The organism is Bdellovibrio bacteriovorus HD100, assembly GCF_000196175.1.
Taxonomy (GTDB): domain Bacteria; phylum Bdellovibrionota; class Bdellovibrionia; order Bdellovibrionales; family Bdellovibrionaceae; genus Bdellovibrio; species Bdellovibrio bacteriovorus.
Genome location: NC_005363.1, coordinates 2,842,531 through 2,860,317, shown reverse-complemented (window position 1 = coordinate 2,860,317; position 17,787 = coordinate 2,842,531). Strand labels below are relative to the sequence as shown.

General features: G+C 48.9%; 16 protein-coding genes. 9 read left to right on the top strand and 7 right to left on the bottom strand.

The features are described 5' to 3' along the window. Positions 1-51 precede the first annotated feature (51 nt). Together rplQ and BD_RS13495 are read left to right on the top strand one after the other, a co-directional pair. Positions 52-597 carry a 50S ribosomal protein L17 gene (rplQ, locus tag BD_RS18475; protein WP_011165327.1) on the top strand — a complete coding sequence of 182 codons (546 nt, stop codon included), beginning with the start codon at positions 52-54 and terminating at the stop codon, positions 595-597. Between the two features lie 239 nt (positions 598-836). Then, complete coding sequence (locus tag BD_RS13495) at positions 837-1,409, top strand: TlpA disulfide reductase family protein (RefSeq protein WP_041583612.1); 573 nt, start codon at positions 837-839, stop codon at positions 1,407-1,409. Between the two features lie 41 nt (positions 1,410-1,450). On the opposite strand, the gene BD_RS13490 is transcribed toward BD_RS13495, so the two are convergent. From BD_RS13490 to BD_RS13480, 3 genes are all read right to left on the bottom strand, one after another. Then, the gene (locus BD_RS13490) at positions 1,451-2,554 is read right to left on the bottom strand and encodes a hypothetical protein (RefSeq protein WP_011165325.1); all 1,104 of its coding nucleotides are present in this window, start codon (positions 2,552-2,554) and stop codon (positions 1,451-1,453) included. 198 nt (positions 2,555-2,752) lie between these two features. Further along, complete coding sequence (locus BD_RS13485; protein WP_011165324.1) at positions 2,753-4,708, bottom strand: TIGR03545 family protein; 1,956 nt, start codon at positions 4,706-4,708, stop codon at positions 2,753-2,755. Between the two features lie 12 nt (positions 4,709-4,720). Next, a complete protein-coding gene (locus tag BD_RS13480) occupies positions 4,721-5,245 on the bottom strand; it encodes a DUF2062 domain-containing protein (protein ID WP_011165323.1) in 525 nt (174 codons plus the stop codon). Between the two features lie 96 nt (positions 5,246-5,341). Between BD_RS13480 and BD_RS13475 the strand changes: the two genes are divergently transcribed. Then, the gene (locus tag BD_RS13475) at positions 5,342-6,325 is read left to right on the top strand and encodes a D-glycero-alpha-D-manno-heptose-1,7-bisphosphate 7-phosphatase (protein WP_011165322.1); all 984 of its coding nucleotides are present in this window, start codon (positions 5,342-5,344) and stop codon (positions 6,323-6,325) included. Between the two features lies 1 nt (position 6,326). On the opposite strand, the gene BD_RS13470 is transcribed toward BD_RS13475, so the two are convergent. Further along, positions 6,327-7,322: a lysylphosphatidylglycerol synthase transmembrane domain-containing protein gene (locus BD_RS13470; protein ID WP_011165321.1), complete on the bottom strand. Its 996-nt coding sequence runs from the start codon at positions 7,320-7,322 to the stop codon at positions 6,327-6,329. Between the two features lie 206 nt (positions 7,323-7,528). Between BD_RS13470 and BD_RS13465 the strand changes: the two genes are divergently transcribed. Continuing rightward, positions 7,529-8,923 (top strand): mannose-1-phosphate guanylyltransferase/mannose-6-phosphate isomerase, encoded by a 1,395-nt coding sequence (locus BD_RS13465; RefSeq protein ID WP_011165320.1) that lies wholly within the window; start codon positions 7,529-7,531, stop codon positions 8,921-8,923. Positions 8,924-8,988: 65 nt separating this feature from the next. Here BD_RS13465 and BD_RS13460 read toward each other — a convergent pair whose 3' ends face one another. Continuing rightward, the gene (locus BD_RS13460) at positions 8,989-9,861 is read right to left on the bottom strand and encodes a murein L,D-transpeptidase catalytic domain family protein (protein ID WP_231839184.1); all 873 of its coding nucleotides are present in this window, start codon (positions 9,859-9,861) and stop codon (positions 8,989-8,991) included. Between the two features lie 279 nt (positions 9,862-10,140). Here BD_RS13460 and BD_RS13455 point away from each other — a divergent pair, with 279 nt between their 5' ends. The 3 genes from BD_RS13455 to BD_RS13445 all read left to right on the top strand — a co-directional run bounded on the left by BD_RS13455 (position 10,141) and on the right by BD_RS13445 (position 12,037). Beyond that, positions 10,141-10,398: a hypothetical protein gene (locus BD_RS13455; RefSeq protein ID WP_011165318.1), complete on the top strand. Its 258-nt coding sequence runs from the start codon at positions 10,141-10,143 to the stop codon at positions 10,396-10,398. A gap of 132 nt (positions 10,399-10,530) precedes the next feature. Beyond that, positions 10,531-11,106: a hypothetical protein gene (locus BD_RS13450; protein WP_011165317.1), complete on the top strand. Its 576-nt coding sequence runs from the start codon at positions 10,531-10,533 to the stop codon at positions 11,104-11,106. Beyond that, positions 11,084-12,037: an HTTM domain-containing protein gene (locus BD_RS13445; protein WP_231839183.1), complete on the top strand. Its 954-nt coding sequence runs from the start codon at positions 11,084-11,086 to the stop codon at positions 12,035-12,037. Before BD_RS13450 ends, BD_RS13445 begins: the two co-directional genes overlap by 23 nt. Before the next feature lie 46 nt (positions 12,038-12,083). Here BD_RS13445 and BD_RS13440 read toward each other — a convergent pair whose 3' ends face one another. Further along, positions 12,084-13,022, bottom strand: a complete 939-nt coding sequence (locus BD_RS13440; RefSeq protein WP_041583611.1) for an HTTM domain-containing protein — start codon at positions 13,020-13,022, stop codon at positions 12,084-12,086. After that, positions 12,997-13,611: a hypothetical protein gene (locus BD_RS13435; RefSeq protein ID WP_011165314.1), complete on the bottom strand. Its 615-nt coding sequence runs from the start codon at positions 13,609-13,611 to the stop codon at positions 12,997-12,999. Before BD_RS13435 ends, BD_RS13440 begins: the two co-directional genes overlap by 26 nt. Before the next feature lie 316 nt (positions 13,612-13,927). On the opposite strand from BD_RS13435, the gene BD_RS13430 reads away from it, so the two are divergent. Both BD_RS13430 and BD_RS13425 read left to right on the top strand, forming a co-directional pair. Continuing rightward, positions 13,928-17,020 carry a hypothetical protein gene (locus BD_RS13430; protein ID WP_157865718.1) on the top strand — a complete coding sequence of 1,031 codons (3,093 nt, stop codon included), beginning with the start codon at positions 13,928-13,930 and terminating at the stop codon, positions 17,018-17,020. 214 nt (positions 17,021-17,234) lie between these two features. Beyond that, positions 17,235-17,762 carry a hypothetical protein gene (locus BD_RS13425; RefSeq protein WP_011165311.1) on the top strand — a complete coding sequence of 176 codons (528 nt, stop codon included), beginning with the start codon at positions 17,235-17,237 and terminating at the stop codon, positions 17,760-17,762. Positions 17,763-17,787: the final 25 nt, after the last annotated feature.

Sequence of the window (17,787 nt, the reverse complement as noted above, 5' to 3'; positions counted from 1 at the left end):
TTCTATCGTGCTGATACCTGATACGGTCAGCCCGTTTAACCGGAGAATAAAATGAGTTCACACAGAAGAAGAGTAAAACATTTCGATCGTAAATCTGGCCCAAGAAAAGCTTTGTTGAGAGGTCTTGTGACTTCTTTGATCGAGCACGGCCGTATCACTACAACTGTTGACCGTGCTAAAGAAGTACGTCGCCACGTTGAAAAAGCCATCACTCTTGGCAAAAAAGGTGATTTGTCTACAACAAGATTGTTGTTGTCCCGTTTCCCTAACAAAGAAGCAGTTGCAACTATCATGAAGGATTTGTCTCCTCGTTTCAAAACACGTCCTGGTGGTTACACTCGTATCATCAAGATCGGTCGTCGCCCAGGTGACACTGCTGAAATGGCATTCCTTGAGTTCGTAGACTACGATTTCGAAGCTAAAACAGCTGACACTGCAGAGAAATCTGAAAAGTCCGCTAAAACTGCGAAAGCTGCAAAAGCTCCGGCAAAAAAAGCCACTGCTAAAAAAGCTTCCACTAAAGCAGTAGCAGCGAAGAAAAAAGCTGTTAAAAAGGCTCAGAAAAAAGACAGAGCAGCATCTGCAGCTCGCGCTTAATTCTGGGATCTGATTAAGATCTTCAAAAAAGGCTCAAGGAAACTTGGGCCTTTTTTATTTTCCGCCATCCTTGATTTCGATCTGCCGGGATTAGTCGGCTTCAAATGTAAGATTATTTTTAATTTGTGATTCGCTTCTGCAGCCCTTTGTTTCGCTGATTTATCACCACTGCGTCTTGCCATCCCCAGCGACAGTCTTTACCTTGATCACTTAACTCTTTGAGCTGGAAGGGGAGTCCCATGAAACAGCACCTTAAAGCCTTCGGCATTGTCTTTATCCTGGCAGCAGCGGGCCTGTGGGCCTACACACAGTTCTTTGCCAGCAAACTCAACCAGGCGCCTGCTGGCTATGCCACGATCGAAGCTATGGAAAAAGAGGGTGTTCCTAACTTTGTGACCAAGGATCTGGATGGCAAACCGGTGGAGCTGGAATCCTTCAAGGGCAAAGTGGTTATTCTGAACTTCTGGGCGTCGTGGTGCGGGCCTTGTATTGAGGAAGTGCCTTCTCTGATCAAGTTGATCAAAGAATTCAAGGGTGACGTGCAGTTGATCGCAGTTTCCGGAGACAGCAGTCGCAATGATATTGATGTCTTTATGAAGTCCTTCCCGGAAATGAAGGGTGCCAACATCCATATCGTCTATGACGAAGACCGCTCTTTGATGAAACAGTTCCAGGTGGCGCGTCTGCCGGAATCCCTGGTGTTGGGCACAGACCACAAGCTGGTCAAAAAGGTCGTGGGATCCATCGAGTGGTTTAACAAAGACTCGGTGGCGTATGTCCAGTCTTTGCTGGCCGCCAAGCCTGCTCAGTAAGGCCCAATAAAAAAGCCGCTCCGTAGAGCGGCTTTTTTCGTTTAAGGGATTCCTTCCACGCAGTCGTACTGCAGGTCGATTTTCGTCCCTTCAATCAGCGCATAGGTGAATTTCAAAATGCTCTTTTCAATCTTGTAGTTCAGGATGTTCAAGCCGTCGATACTGACCTTCAGGGTTTCAGGAACCGGTTCGCATTCCAGGTTCAGGTTGGAAAGCGAGTTCACGATCTTGTCCTTGAACGTGTTCAGGTTGGCGCTGTAGTCGGAATCACAAATACTGCCCACGCCACCGTCTGTTAGTTTGGAGGCCTCTTCATAGAAGTGGCCAGGGTGACTTGGAGAAGTGTCTTTATCCTGTTCGGCTTCACAGGCGCTGTCGCCGGGTTTCACGATGATTGAACTGAAAGTGAAGCGCACATCCGGGCCGAAGACACTTTTGGATTTTGCCACCAGATTGGCAGGCAAGTCGGAAGCTTCCATGGGCAACAGCACGCCGGCAGCATCGTTGGCTTTCACTCGGGAGGCCACGCCCCCCACAGAACGTTCGTCTTCATCTGAAATCACGATGACGGATATCGCGGCGCCCGGGCGATAACATCCATGGGTACCCGCAGCTTCAAAATGGTCATGGGCGGCTTTGATGGCGCGCTCATCACCGGAACTGCCTCCACCGATGGTCAGGACATCAATGGTGGAATTAAAGATGGTATTCAGGTTGGCCGTTCCTTTTTTCAGAATGTAAGCCGGAGCCCCGCCAGCGGGCGTATAATTGGCCCAATTGTAGGGGGTGCCATAGACCAGGGAGCCACCGGAAGAAACGCCTCTGGTGGTCGTCAGGCACATCTGCCAGTCGATATTGCTGGCATCCAGTGAGCTTACAAAGGTGGCCATCCGGGCCGCGAGCTTTCGTAGCTCGGGAAGCATCGAATTGGAATCATCCAGTACAAACAGGAAGTCGACCTGCTTGTTGCCGTAAGCCACGACCTCACTGGTCGAGATGGTTTTGCTGGGAGTTGTGGTCGGTGGAGTCACCGCGGTGGTGTCCTGCTCAGGGACGGGCGCAAAATTCATTTTCGCGCAACCCGCGGAAAGGGTTCCAATCACACAACCTAAAACTGCTAAATGTGTTTTGAACGATGCTTTCATACCTACCTCATCGTCAAGGCTAGCATGAAAATGAATGCTTAAAACAGAGGCAAAGTGAAAAAGTGAGGAAAATTGATAAGTGAAAACAGCAAGTTACGTGTTACCGTCGAAGATCTTTACAGGACCGTGCTGAAATCTTAGACAAAAAAAGACACCCTTTTTGGGGGTGTCTTTTGCGTTGTCAGAAAATTTGAAATCTTAAAGTCCGAATCTTTTCTTCAATTCATCAACAGCTTTCTGACCTTCTTTTTCAAGCTGCTTCTTGCCTTGGTTTTCGGCGTCTTTTTTCGCCTGATTCACGCGGGCTTCCGCTTGCTTTTTCTGCTCGTTCAGCTGGCCTTCGGCTTTTTTGATTTCCTTATCCAGATCACCGCGCAGTTTGTTGATCTCGGCTTCCACGCGGGCGCGCTGTTTGCCGATCTCTTCATTGACGTAGGCCTCGATTTTTTTGCGGGCTTCGTCAATCTTGGCCTGGATTTGTTTTTCAAATCCTTTTTGCAGTTCCGGCCCCAAATTGGAATTGATCGACAAGGGGATGTTCGGGAAGATGCCCTGACCATCCACCGTCAGTGTCACCACCGGGATGCCGGCAAAGACTGCTTTCAGGATCTGGTCGGCGATTTCGTTCTTGGATCCAACAGCGTATTCGATCTGGGTGAACTTGTTATCCATGTTCACAGAGATGTCCTTCAGGCCCACGATCTTGCCTTCGATGCCGATGCTGCCCTTGGCTTTATTAAAGGCAATTTGCACATCCGGGGACTGCACCAGCTCTTTACCGGTGATGGAATAAGAATCCACCTTGAAGCGATAATCAACGATGCTGTCAGGCTTGGTATTATCCAAAGACAGGCGCACCAGGAAGCCCATGATTTCCTTGGACGGGAAATCACCGGACAAAGAGGCCACAGTGGGTTTGCCGATCAGTTTCTGGTGAGTCGTGATATCCAGGATTTCACCCTTGATGTTCCCCGCATCCGGAGTCAGACCCGCCTGAGAGCTGACCGCCGTGCGTTTGATCCATACCAGAGGATAAGAATTCGGACGGCCGAACTCATAGCTGATTCCGTTTTCACGCGGATGCGGTTGAAGTGGAATATCCTCCGGATCCTTTTCCTTCTTGTTCAGCAGATTTGGCGGGATGTACTTTTCAGCCATGGCCTTGTAGCGGAAGAACTTGGCTTTGTACGGTCCCAGATAACGATTGAAGATCGCCATCGACATGGACTTGGCATCCAGCTTAGGAATGCGGAAATGCTGCTCAAGACTTTTGATGTCGGTCTTGACCTGCTTTTCGATTTCCTTGTACTGGGCCTCAAGCGCTTTTAGATCTTTTTGCAGATCATTGCCGGCACCCTGCACTTGTTTGTACATGGCATCACCGTCTTTAAAGACTTTATCCAGCTCCTGTAAAGAAGACTGCAGCTCTTGCGGAGTTTTAAAGTCCTTGTACTTGATGCTGTTCAGACGCTTGTTCAGAGCCTCGATGTCTTTTCCTTGAGGCAAGGACTTCATGCGGGCATCCCAAGTGGCTTGTTTGGCTTTCAGGTCTTTTTCAAAACTTTCCAGCATGGCTTTGGACGGCAAAGAATCCTGAAGCTTTTGCAGTTGCACGTTCGCGTCAGTCCCGGTCAGCATCGCAATCACGTCACCCAGAACGCTGTCGCCGGCTTGTTGTTGGGCTTCGCTGATGGCTTGTTCTTTCAGTTTGTCAGCAAAGCCGGGTTCGTTGGATACCGGCTCTGGTGGAGCCACGCGGCCCGGACGGGCACGCTTCACACCAAAGGCGATTTGTTCAACGACGGCTTCATTCACAACCACTTTGGCGCGCAACAAGGCATCCCACAGCATTGAGAAGCGGATGTCGCCGATATTCAGGGAGTTGTGGGTTGGCTTTTCTGCGTCAGTGACTTCGATACCCTGAATGCGCAGGCTGGCCTCGAAGAAGCTGGTTTCCACTTTGGCGATATTCACTTCTGCGCCGACAGCTTTGTATCCGGCCCATTCCATGCCCTTGCGCAGGTGAGCATCGAAGAAGAAGTGGAAGTACAGGCCAATCACCGCACAGATGATCACAAACGGAATGATGGCTTCCCAGCGGATCGGGCCTTTTTCTTTTTTCTTTTTTACGGGTGTTGTTTCAGGTGTTGTCATGTGCTGTGTGTCCTAGCCGTAAAGGTTGTCGTAGGTGCAGTACCAGTTATAAAGCTTGGTCGCAGTGAAGGCCTTCCAGAACTTCGTGCCTTTAAATCTTGCGACCACGGTGGCGCGATATTTCAGGATCAGCGCTTTGAAGGCGAAGAATGCAAACGGCAAAAGAAGGATGGAAACAATCATGGATCCCATCACGATGCTGTTGTTGAAGCGGGTCATCGGCACCAGCGGCATGTTGTACATGGTGGTGAACAACGGCTTCAGGCTTTCAGTTTCAAGCACGGCTTTACCCAGGTGGTGAGCCGGTCCGTCAAACATGAAGGCCACGAACTTGAAAAAGAACGCCGCCAGGAATGCCGCACCAATTTGCACGCGGAAGATAAAGATGATCGCAAAGACTGCAAAGGTCTGGATGGAAATAAAAGGGGCGAATCCCAGAATCATTCCCAGGGACAAGCCGGAAGCCAGTTGGTTGGTCCCCGTGTCCGAGTTGAGGAGTTTTAGAAAATTAAAAATCTGCTTCAGTAAGGCCGTCATGGATTTCCTCCTGCAGGAATTTTAATAAGCATAAATGCAAGGCGGCAAGTAGAAACCCGAGGACACAAGGGGCGGTTTGTCGTAAACTGGGCCTCTATGTCACATCCCCTGGAGCTTTTGATTGTTGAAACAGTTCAATTGGGTGGAAGTCTGGTCTTTATTGCTGATCAGAATCCGGCCACATTGTCGCAATGGCAGCAGCCATTGGTGCAGGACTTTGCCGGGGAGATTCCGTTCGTCACGCGCACGGCGGAAGATCTGCTGGCGCAAAAGTATGTCACACGTCCTGAAGATTTGGTCATGTTCCAGTCCAATCAAAAATCGGTCCTGACCTCGTTGGATGCAATTCTGAATGGTCAACGGGTCTTGTTGGGGGCGGAAGCATCGTCGGCTGAATCCCATCAATGGGACTATGCCTTTGCTGACTTAAGTCTGCACAAGTGGCAGCTGATTTTGCAGAGTTTGAAAGCCCACTGGGGACAATGGTCGGCGCTGCAGGGACTGGATGGTGAGCACGGGGCAGGATGTTTGTTCCTGGATCGTGATGATGTGGTTGTTAAAAACGTTCCTTATAACAAAGACCCTGAAGCCGTTCAGTTGCTGCCGGGAATTTGCGAATTGATCAACAAGGCCCATGCGCAGTCTTATTGGGTGGCGCTGGTGACGAATCAGTCCGGTTTGGGACGAGGCTGGATCAGCTGGACTCAGTATCAGTCTGTGCATCAACGTATGATGCAGCTTCTGGCTCAACAAGGGGCGTGGATTGATGACTGTGAGTGGTCGGCGTTTATCGACGAGGCAGGCAGTCCCCGCGGGCGTTTGCTGGCAGGGCTTCGCAAGCCTCGCAATGGCATGCTGCTCAAAGTGAACAACAAGCTGCGTGTGAATATGGCAAAATCCGTGATGGTTGGGGACAGTGCTTCGGACCTGAAAGCGGCTTTTGCTGCCGGGGTGGGGCGTTTGTACCTGTTGGCTTCAGAAAAGACCGACAAAGAGATAAAGTCTTTGCAAGCCCATCAGGCCGTGTACTCCCATTTCAAATTCACTGTTTTGGAAAAACTCTCGGACCTGACGCTTTAATTTAGCCCAGGTCCTCTAGTGTGGAGGCATCCACACGTTCTTTGATGCGCAGATAGAAGAAGGCGCCCAGCAAGCTCACCACAAAGGTGGTGACCTGGAAGGCCGTTATCACAGTCGGACCCACTTCAGATGTTGATCCGTTATAGATATTAAACAGGAAATAGAACGCCGCCTGACCGACACCCACACCGGCAGGCGAGATCGGGATCGCCGTCGCCATGTATCCCAGTGGCGCCACCAGGAAATAGGTTTTCGCCGCAACTTCTGTGAAGCCGGCCGCATTACCAGCAATGATCAAAAACACAATCGAGCAGCCCTGGGACAGAAGGCTTAGGAACAGCACCAGCATGAAGCGTTTTCCGTCCTTGCCATAAAGATGCATGCTTTCATAAAGCTTCATGAACTTTTCGGACAAAGGCAGCTTATGGATGACTCGCTTAAGCAGGGAGGTTTCATAGATCTTTTGGGAAAAGATCAGTGCCAGCGCGATCACGAACGCAAAGAACAGGGACAGAATGAACCAGAACAGGGTCGTCAGGGTCGGGATGGTCATGATGTGGTTCAGATCATAAAGCATCACCAACAGCGCCAACAGCACCATGGCAAACAAACCCAGAACCCGGTCCATCAGGACGCTGGTCACGGCAATGACTTTGGAGCCGGGATTGGCCCGGGTGAGATAGTAAGCCTTGATGACATCGCCACCGACCCCGCCAGGCATGGCAAAGTTAAAGAACGACCCGATCAGGCTGAGCTTAAAGACTTTCAAGGGGCCAGCGCTCATGCCCTGGGAACGGATCAGGGTGCGCCATCTTTCGCTGGCCAGGAACAGGTTCAGCAAAACCAAAAGCAATGCCACAGACGCCGTGGTCGGTGTCAGCAGGTTTTTAAGTGCAGAGAAGTTCAGCTTTCCGGATTGGATCAGCCAGTAAATGATGCCGGCCGAAAAAAGAATCTTAGTGGACTGAACCAAAAGCTTTTTGGTGTGTTTAACCATGGTGACTGTCTTACTTGAAATCGGTGCAGAACTCTACCTCGAAGTCAGGGTGTGCAAAGATTTAGGGGGGCTTTAATTCGATTTGAAGCGGGCTTTTAAGCAGCTAAAAAGCCTCAGTTTTTTGACGAATTGAGCCATTGTAAGGTCTTAATTACTCATAAACTGCCTTTGGTGATATAGATTGAGGACTGATCTCGGAGGTAGTTTTGATACCGGTTATATTATCGGGAGGAAGCGGAACACGATTGTGGCCCGTATCCCGTCAGCAGATGCCCAAACAGTTTTGCGACATTTTCGGGGAGCCTTTACAGACTCTGACCCTGAAAAGATGTTTGCGTATGGGAAGCCCATGGATTGTAACCTCCAAGGCCCTGCAGACGTTGACCGAACTAAACCTGAAGGCCAACCAAGGCGATGGCGCCAACCAAGGCGAAGCCGTTAAGGTTGTTTACGAGCCTGTGGGCAAAAACACCGCGCCGGCCGTGGCAGCTCTGTGCAAGCTTTTGCTGGATCAGGGAAAAGGGGACGAGATCGTCGGGGTCTTCCCGTCAGATCACCTGATCACCAAAGAAGATGCATTTCTGAAAGTTGTGGAATTTGCCTCTGCGGTGGCGAAAGAAAACCGTGTGGTCACATTGGGGATCACACCATCTTATCCAGAGACTGGTTACGGTTATATTCAGACCAAGACAACCAGCTTGAAGGATCAGGCGGGATTGAAGGCTTATTCTGTGGTGAAGTTCCATGAAAAGCCGGATCTGAAAAAAGCCGAAGAATTTATCTCTCAAGGTGGCTTCAGCTGGAATGCCGGGATCTTTGTTTTCAAAGTTTCTCACATGGCCAGTTTGTTTGAAAAACATCAGCCGACTTTGTGGAATCAGATTTCCGCGCTGAAGGCCGATGCTTCTAATCTGGGAGACATTTACGCGCAGGTGCAAAGCATTTCCATCGACTATGCGATCATGGAAAAGCTGAGCGAAGCTGAGCTGGCTTGTGTGCCAGCGGATTTTGGCTGGAGTGACGTGGGTTCCTGGGATGCTGTGGCCGCCTTGCAAAAAGGTCAGGACATCATCAATGTCAAAGGAAAGGATAATTTCGTCTTTGGCGAACCGACCAAGAACTACTCTATGATTGGTTTGGAAGACGTGATTGTTGTGGATACCAAGGATGCCCTGATGCTGGTAAAAAAAGGCCAGTCCCAGGATGTGCGCCATGTGGTAGAGACTTTGACTCAAGCCAAGTCCCCGCTGGTGAAAGAGCATGTCTATGAGTATCGCCCTTGGGGGTACTTCGAAATTCTGAAGGACACCGAAAACTTTAAATCCAAAATCATCCGTGTGAATCCGCATTCCCAGTTGTCGTATCAGTCTCACGCCAAACGTGAGGAACATTGGACGATCACTCAGGGGTCCGGCGAAGTGGTTTTAAATGATCAGGTGATTCCGGTGAAGGCTGGCAGTCACGTTCACATCCCGTTGGGGGCGAAGCACCGCATGCGCAACAATTCCAGTGAAATGCTGGAGTTTGTGGAGGTTCAACTGGGAACTTACTTTGGGGAAGATGATATCGTCCGCTACCAGGACGACTACAGTAGAAATTAGATATTGGAAATTTGAGATTGGATTTAGGAAAAAAGAAAGGGCTGCGTTTGCAGCCCTTTTGTTTTTTAGTCTCTGGATTGTTCCAGTGGAACCGATTGAACTTCGGCGATTCCGGTTGGCAGGCTGTTGGTTTTTGGAGTAGCCGCCGTTGGGTTTTTGCGAACGCTCTCCTCTTCTTCCGGAAGATCAATGTCTTCTTCTTCCACGTGCTCTTGCACGACTTGCAGGGTGGGGTCTTTTAGTGTGCTTGCTGTCAGATCCTTGTGGTAAGCGTACACCAAGCCGCCGTCTTTAAAGTTGTTGAGCATTCTTTTGATAATGCCGGGAGCAACTGCCGGGCAACCCCAGCTGCGGCCCAAACGGCCTTGGCTTTTTACGTAGTCTTCAGAAACGTAGCTGGCAGCATGAACGACAATGTCACGTTCAGCCGCATTGCTGTTGGAAGCTTCCAAGCCGTACAGATTCAAAGACTCGCCATGACCTCCATAGTAGGTGTTTCCGCCCAGATACAGACCCAGGGAGGACATCTTGGAACCGTCGATGTTAGAGAACTTTGCCGCGATATTCACGCCCGAACCCTTACCGTGGGCCACGAAGTGTTTGGTCACGGCACCCGTCTGCATGTTCATGATGTAAAGGCGTCTTTGGCTGGAAGGTTTTGAGAAATCAATGACCGCTACAAAGTCAGACTTGATCGTCACATCGCGGGTGCTCATATAGGTCTTTTCGCGACCACGAATTTTGGCTTTGACCTTGATGGTTTTGCCGGAATTAACATCCAGGAATTCGAAAGTTCTTTGCAAAGCCGCCTCTGGCACGCCTTCTTTTTTAAAAATGTCATAAAGACGAACGTCTTTGATCTTTTTGTCATAAAGGCTTTCAGCAAAACTCTGAAGTCCTACGAAGGTGATCAAGAGGGCGGTTGCAATTTTCTTCATGATTTCCAACTTTCAATTACGGGAGCATTCAATAATTCCATGAACCTTCCTTACAAGGCATGTGCCAGCGTTTTTGACTGTTTCAGTGTCCTAAATTTGAGATGAGCCCGTGGAAGGTGCCGTTAAAAGTCCCCCTGTCTATAAAATTGACGCCTGTTCGGTGGCGTTCCAGAATAGCTCCACTTTCTCTGTTCTTAGGCACTTTTAATGGTTCACATTTGAGATTTTTCCAAGACTGATTTTAATAGTAATCAAACACACCTTATTCAAGGAACTGATATGAAAAACATGGTTTTGCTGGGTGCTTTGCTGCTTTCGATGAATGCTTTTGCTGCCAAGACCTATCAGGTGACGGGTCCGATTGTAGAGCTTTCTGATTCTCGTATCATCGTTCAAAAAGGCAACGACCGCTGGGAGATTGAAAGAAACCCAAACACCAAGGTGATGGGGGATTTAAAGGTCGGTCAGAAGGTGACCGTTGAATACACAATGGCCGCTGATTCTGTTGAGATCAAAAGTGACAGTAAAAAGAAGTAGTTTTTGAGTAATCTTAAAGTGCTGAAATCTAGCTGATGAATTCTTAATTAAGATGAAGGTGAATGCTGTTGTGTAAGGCGGGGAGCCTCGGATAAACCCTGATGTTGGTCAACAACAACAGGGGGGTTCGCCATGGCGGCACTCAAGAAAGTTCTGATTTCAGCCTTTATTATGGGGCACATCGTGATGGTGGTCACGTCAGCCTTGCCAGACCGGAGCGCTGTCGGTGATCGCATTCTGCAGGCTCTTTCACCGTATCAGGTTTTCTTTGGCCTGGATCAGCCCTGGAGCATGTTTGCACCCAATCCGGCGTCGATAAATTCTTATTTAACCGCGACGATTACATTCAAAGATGGTTCAACAGAACAGTGGACCTTCCCGCGGGCGTCACAGCTGGACAGCTGGGATCGATTCACCGCCGGTGAACGCTATCGCAAGTACCAGCAGGACAATCTGTTGCCGATGGAAAAATCAGAGCTTTGGTTTGATCTTTCCCGCTATGTGGCGCGTGAAGTGGCCAAACTTGAACAACTCGGTCGCAAGCGCGAATTTGAACAGCTTTACTTCTATCGCCACACCAACGTCGTTCAGCCGCCGACCCAGGTGTTTATCCCTCATGGACAGCTGAGCACTGCTTACAGCAGCGAAAGTGTATTCCACTTTAAACCCACCGGAGGACCTCGTTATGAAGCTAGCAACTCTCACTAGTGGTTTGAATGACTTCTTTTTTAAACCCCAGCCCGTGCACACTGTGGCGCTGCTGAGAGTTTTGTTCGGAGTGGTTCTGTTGATCAATTGGATCATGGTTTGGAGCCATCTGGACACGTTCTGGGGTGTGGAGGGCATCTTTTCTTTGGAGACTTCTTTGAAGATGGGCGGGGCGTTCCGCTTCAGTCTGTTTGAACTGCTGCCGCCAGATCCGCGGGTGCCGGCGTTGCTGGCACTGGTTCATCTGGGGGCGGTGATGGGGGTCCTGCTGGGGATCTTTACCCGCACCTCAATTGCTGTGGCATTTTTCACCCTGATTTCGTTCCACAACCGCAATGTCTTTGTTTTGAACAGTTCGGATATCGTGATTCGCAACTTCCTATTTCTTTTGTTCCTGACCCCTTGTGGGGACTGGCTGTCGGTGGATCGCTGGTGGAAGGTGCGGCAGGGCCTGGCGCCGGCAGAGCCATTGGAAAAGGCCCCCTGGGGTCTGCGTCTAATGCAGATTCAATTCAGCATCATCTATATCGCGACTGTGATGTTCAAGATGAAGGGTCCGCTGTGGGCGGACGGGACAGCCGTTTATACTGCCACTCGTCTTGACGAGTTTGTGCGAATGCCGTTGGGACTTTTAAATAATCTTGCGGTCATCAAATTCTTGACCTGGTCGACCCTGGCAGTGGAGTTGGCATTGGGGACGCTGATCTGGATTCGGGAGCTGCGTTACTGGGTGATTCTGGCGGGAATAGGTCTGCATTTGGGTATTGAGCTTTCGATGAATATCCCGATGTTTGAATGGATCATGATTATCACAATGATTTGCATGGTGGACCCGAAGGATTTGAAAGATTGGCTGACTCTGGCGAAAGAGGGAAAGTTGTTTTCAAGTATGCTGTCCTGGCATCCGCAGATAATGGCTAAAGCCAAGTAAAAACAAAAAAGCCGCTGGTGACAGCGGCTTTTTTTGTATCTGGATTCTATGAAACTGCTGACTCTGGAAGGTTTGTTGTGGCTTTTCGGTGTTCTTGAAGTCTTTCGATCCACCGTTCGATATCCCGGGAGTCTACCATACTGATCATCACTACGATCATGGCCCATTCAAAAACCGGAATGGACATGGTGAACTCAATTCCCAAATGCAGACCGACGCCGGCAAGAAGGACCCAATAGCGCAGCTCTTTCACCCACACCAGAGTTCCCAGGGCGAACTCAACCAACAAAGTTGACCAAGTAATGCATTTGATCAGAACCATGCTGTTCAGAAGGGGCAGTTCGAACCGGACAAAGTCGTCTAGACGGGTGGCGATATAGACCGCGGTGCCGTCCACCCAGCGATCCCCTTTGATTTTGAAAAGAACCGTGGCGATATAGATGATACAGAACTGAATCTGAATCATCCGCAAGGCCCAAGGGGCCTTTTCGGCAGGAACTTCAGGTGCCTTTCCTTTCAGGCGGAGTCTCCAGCGGTCCACAGAAAAGGCGTCGGCACACGGCGTGAACAAGAGCAGAAACAGAAAAACCCTTAAAACAGAGTCAGCGCTGTTCATGATAAAGCCATTGCGGTGATGAAAAGAAATTAACGTGATAAAGGCTATAAGAATGGACGTCCTTGTCCACGCGCCGAAGGTCAAAGCTAGGACCGCCAGCAGATGCACGAAGGCAAGTGTGGCTGTGACTTTGTACGTGTTCGGCATGTAGTCAAATAAGGAAAAGCGCAGTGGGTTTCCGTATTGTTGTGCAGTCTGCAGTGAAACAATCCCATCAGGTCCGAAGAGAATCTCCAGGTCCGTATAGATCATCAGCCAGTTGAACAACAAAAGCAGGCCCAGGCCAATTCGCAAAAGGGCGACGCTGTAGACGGGCTGCGGTTTGAAAAGAAACTCGTCAATGCTATTGGTGATTGTTCGTAGCTTCATGGCGGATCCTTTCAAATGTCGGTGTATAGACGAAGATTGTTTCAATATCGTATTTGTTGCTAAGAGTTCCATGCGGGATCATGGGGGCTTCTGGTGGAGGCGTGACTCGGCTTTGATATCTTTTAAAAGTGATCTCTTTAAGGATGCGGTTTTTTCCGGCGCTTTCTGCAAGCATTACTTCCCGGGTGACAAATCGTGAAACATCAAACCACACCAGCTCATTTTGATTGGGCAGCAGAGTTTCTTGTCCCAGCAGCCGATATCGGTCTCCGGTCAGAACTTTGCGGGGGCCCTTAATAATCAGAGGACGTGGCATTTTCCAGACGCCCGTTGAGCCGTCGTCAAACTTAAGGTCTGCTTCTATGAATGCGTTGGTATTCATCGGGTTCGGGGCAAACATCGCCCAGGGCTGATAAAGCATCACCAAGGCCTGATAACGCTTCACAAGTGACATGAATTTTTCGCCAAGTTTGCTCTGGTCCGGCAGTCCATCGACGACCATGATGCCGACATTCAGAGTAAAGAAGGTCATTATGATGATTTTTTTTGACTGATTGAACGCAAACTTCAGCTTTTCTTTCAGTTTCATCGCTTTTCTCCTCTGGGTGAAGTTTCCTTAAAAAATTATTGGATATGGTTCTTAACATAGAATTCTTGGAATAGTTCTTTACGCTTTTGCAAGTTATCCGCTTATAAGCCCGAGGCAGTACGGAAATTGAAGTGTTGGATAACACATTTCTGGAGTGTCAATTAAATGGCTGAAATTATGATTTATTTAAGTGTCAAAAATATTTTCTGCGTTCTAAAAATTCTGTCAGCTCGAAGAAAAATTAAACCGGTCATTGTCTGCAGCGGTGGATTGTTTTCCATTGTCGCGGGCGAAGGCTGCAAAAAAGGAGAACGTAATGGGTGGGATGTCAGGGAAAGTGATTTTCCTGGCGGGTATGTCGATGATTGCAAACGTAGCGTTTGCGAATAAACCGGCAAATAATACCGTCAAGAAAGACACACAAGTAGTTGAAGTTGGGGGCCGCGGAGGATTCGTAAATCTTAACTCCAAGGTTATTCAGGCCATTGGTAACAACGGTAATAATGGCAACAATGGCAACAACGGTAACAACGGTAATAACGGAATTATCGGTAGTAACGGGGTTCTAGGTAATAACGGCAATAATGGCAATAATGGTAACAACGGTAATAATGGCAACAATGGCAACAACGGCAATAATGCTGTACTGGGAAACAACGGGGTTCTTGGTAACAACGGCAACAACGGCAACAATGTAAATAATGGCAACAACGGTAATAACGGCAACAATGTAAATAATGGCAACAACGGTAATAACGGTAATAACGTAAATAACGGTAATAACGGTAATAACGTAAATAACGGTAATAACGGTAACAACGGTAATAACGGTAATTACGGCACGAACGGAACCAAAGGCAGTAATGGTTCTTACGGAAATAACGGAAATAACGGGAATAACGGGAATAACGGGAATAACGGAAATAACGGAAATAACGGGAATAACGGGAATAACGGGAATAACGGGAATAACGGGAATAACGGGAACAACGGGAACAACGGGAATAACGGAAATAACGGAAATAACGGGAACAACGGAAACAACGGAAATAACGGAAATAACGGAAATAACGGAAATAACGGGAACAACGGAAACAACGGAAATAACGGAAATAACGGAAATAACGGGAATAACGGGAACAACGGGAACAACGGAAACAACGGAAACAACGGAAACAACGGAAACAACGGAAACAACGGAAACAACGGAAACAACGGAAATAACGGCCACAATGGGCACAATGGCCATAAAGGTAGCACCACCGGCTATAGCACAGGATATACTACGGGCTATACGACTGGTTACTCAACGGGCTACACGACCGGTTATACGTCAACTGGTTATACATCAACTGGTTATACATCGACCGGCTATTCAACTGGATACACTACTGCGACGACTTATGGTCCAAGCACTAGTACATACGGACCGACTTCAACTGCAACCACTTACAATCCAGACACGTCAACCACAGTGACGACGGCAACGTCCACTTCTGTGACGACGTCCACAACAGGTGAAGTGACGTCGTCCTCCAGTTCTTCATCATCCTCTACTTCTACGTCCACGACCGGAGAGTCCACTGCGACGTCCTCCAGCTCCACTGGATTCAAAGAAGAAGAGAAAAACAAACTCAGAGCCAAATTGAAGCCTCTGTTCCACCTGAGCTTCGATTATGGTCAGTACATCGTGAATCTGACTCCACACTTCAGAAACGTGCAGCCAAGCTCTATTGTGAAGTACGACTACCGTCCAACTTCCGATACTCTGATCTATGGCGATTATCGTGATGGTTTCCAAAAAACCGTTTACGGCGCGATCGAAGTGGGGCTGGGTGCGCAAGTGCGCTTCTGGTTCGACAATGCCACAGGTTTGCGTCAGCACTTCTGGGGTTATGTCGGCGTTCTGCCAATCATGGGTAAAGAGACAGAGTCTGTTCGCTATGTGAGCACTCTGGACAAAGCCCGTAATATGGGTGGTCGCTGGTCTGTTCCTAAGGATGCTGCCGATCTTGACACTTGGGATCCGGGTGACAGCATCACTTACATCGGTCACGGTGGAATCATCTTCTCTGCAGGCGCGGGCTTCGGTCCGGTGGGCGCAGGGGTTGCGAAGCTGGCGAACGGTACTTGGGAAACTTACGTGGAAAAAGTCGGCTCTGACCGTGCTTACGTAAAAATGTCCAAAGGTAAGCTGAACAGCTTCTCTATGTTCACCAACGTATCCATCCTGACCCTGAGCTTGAGTGAGTTCAGATCTTCAGACGACGGATTCTCGTTCCTGTTTGACTTGACGACCGACACCGGCCGTAAAGCCTACGAAGACGTGATCCGCGGGAACGTTTTGGCGTCAGAGACATTGTCAGCCGACAAACCAAGAAACTTGGTTGAGCGTGCACCAGTTGTTAAGGTTGAAACATTCAGATCCGTGGCGACGGGCCGTGTTGTCAGCAAATCTTTGGCTTTGCCAATCATTTGGGACAAAACGTACAGCAAAGGTAAGATCAACTCTTACACCACATCTGAAATGCATTTGGACCGCAACACCGCTGTTGTTCACTACGGTATCTACTCTGATTCCGAAGACAGCCGCTTCTGGTTCAAGCATAAAGAAAAAGACTTCATGTTCTATGGTGCCAAGTACTCTGTTCAAAACTGGGACAGCAAGGCGCGCATGGAAAGCATGTTCGGTACTTATTCCTATGCCTTCAAGCATGAAAGCTCCAATGGCAAACGTCTAAGATCCGGTATCTATGCTCTGGTTAAAAAGACCGGCCTGGATTCCCTGATGGTGGGCGTTCCAGATGCAGATCTTGGTTATACAGGCATTGAATTCAACGTGAACTTCAGTGACGAAAACACCATGAGACTGATGAGAGCGGCGCAGACCATGAGTCAGGACGCCTTCATCGACAAGTCCACGGATCAGATTTACTCTTACTTCAACGAGCGCAACGATCCTTACGATCTGTGTTTGATGGATGGTGGGGCACGTCTTCCTGGCTCTTGCGTGAACGTCACGACCAAGAAAACGGCCGAAGCAGCAAGCAAAATGTACTATGCTTTGAAAACCATGTACAAAACGATGAACTCCGATCCTAAGGCCTTTGCGGCTGCATACGGCAGCTTCGGTGAAGGCATGGCAGAGAATCTGTTCACATTCCGTGCGGCGATGGCCATTGCGGGTGCGGGCACCACAATCGACTACTTGGTTGAAGGTACTCACATCAACATGTACTTCCGCGAATGGATGGTGAATGGTTCCGGCCGTTGGGTGCCGGCAGTTCAATCTCCGAACTACAAAGGACTTCCATTCCAGCCAGCCACTCGTCACTCCAAAGTGCGTGGTATGATCATCGGAAATTCCGACGCTGGGAAAATTCCTCACATGATGCCAGTCACTTTCTAACCCCTGGTTAGAGAAGTGTTCTCGCTAAAGGCCGTTGGTGAACACCAGCGGCCTTTTCTTTTTTTTCGCCGAACATCTGCGAACGATAATTACATTCTGTTTAATTGCTGATCTGTAGTTTGAATACGCTTTTGGCACGTTGGTAGAAATGATCTCGCACTAAAAAATTTCCAATCATGGAAACGGAAAAGGAAAATGAAAGGCGAGGTGAAGTATGAAACTCAAGGCGCTTCTTGCAGCGGTATTGGTGGCAACAGCCTTCCAGGCGACTGCGAATGAATTTGATGATGGCACGGGTGAGTTTGATCCACGACCGCTGCCTCAGTACTCTGAAGCTGAGTTGCAGAAAAAGATTGAGAATGAAATGGCAATCGCCTGCTCTGGCAATCTTTGTAAAATCGTAGGTCAGGACAGCAGTGGTTCGGGATGGACTGTGCAGTTCCAGGTTGGTTATGGCCGTGCCAACGGTGGTGATGGTGACACGATCTATATCGGTGACTATGACAACGGCAATGACAACAACGGTTATGCCAGCATCACCGTGACTTACAAGAACTACAAATGCCGCTCCAATCTTCTGGTGACTCCGGCAGTCTATCGTTTCGTGAATACTTATCTGTACAACATGGTGAACTCTGACGGCTCCGTGAAAAGAAACTTCTCTCCGGCTGATCAGACGGTCGTGTTGTTCTATACAACGATGCTGAACAAAGTCAGCACGTGCAGCAGTGGTCTTAACTAGAGATTTTAGATGAAGGAAGCAGGGT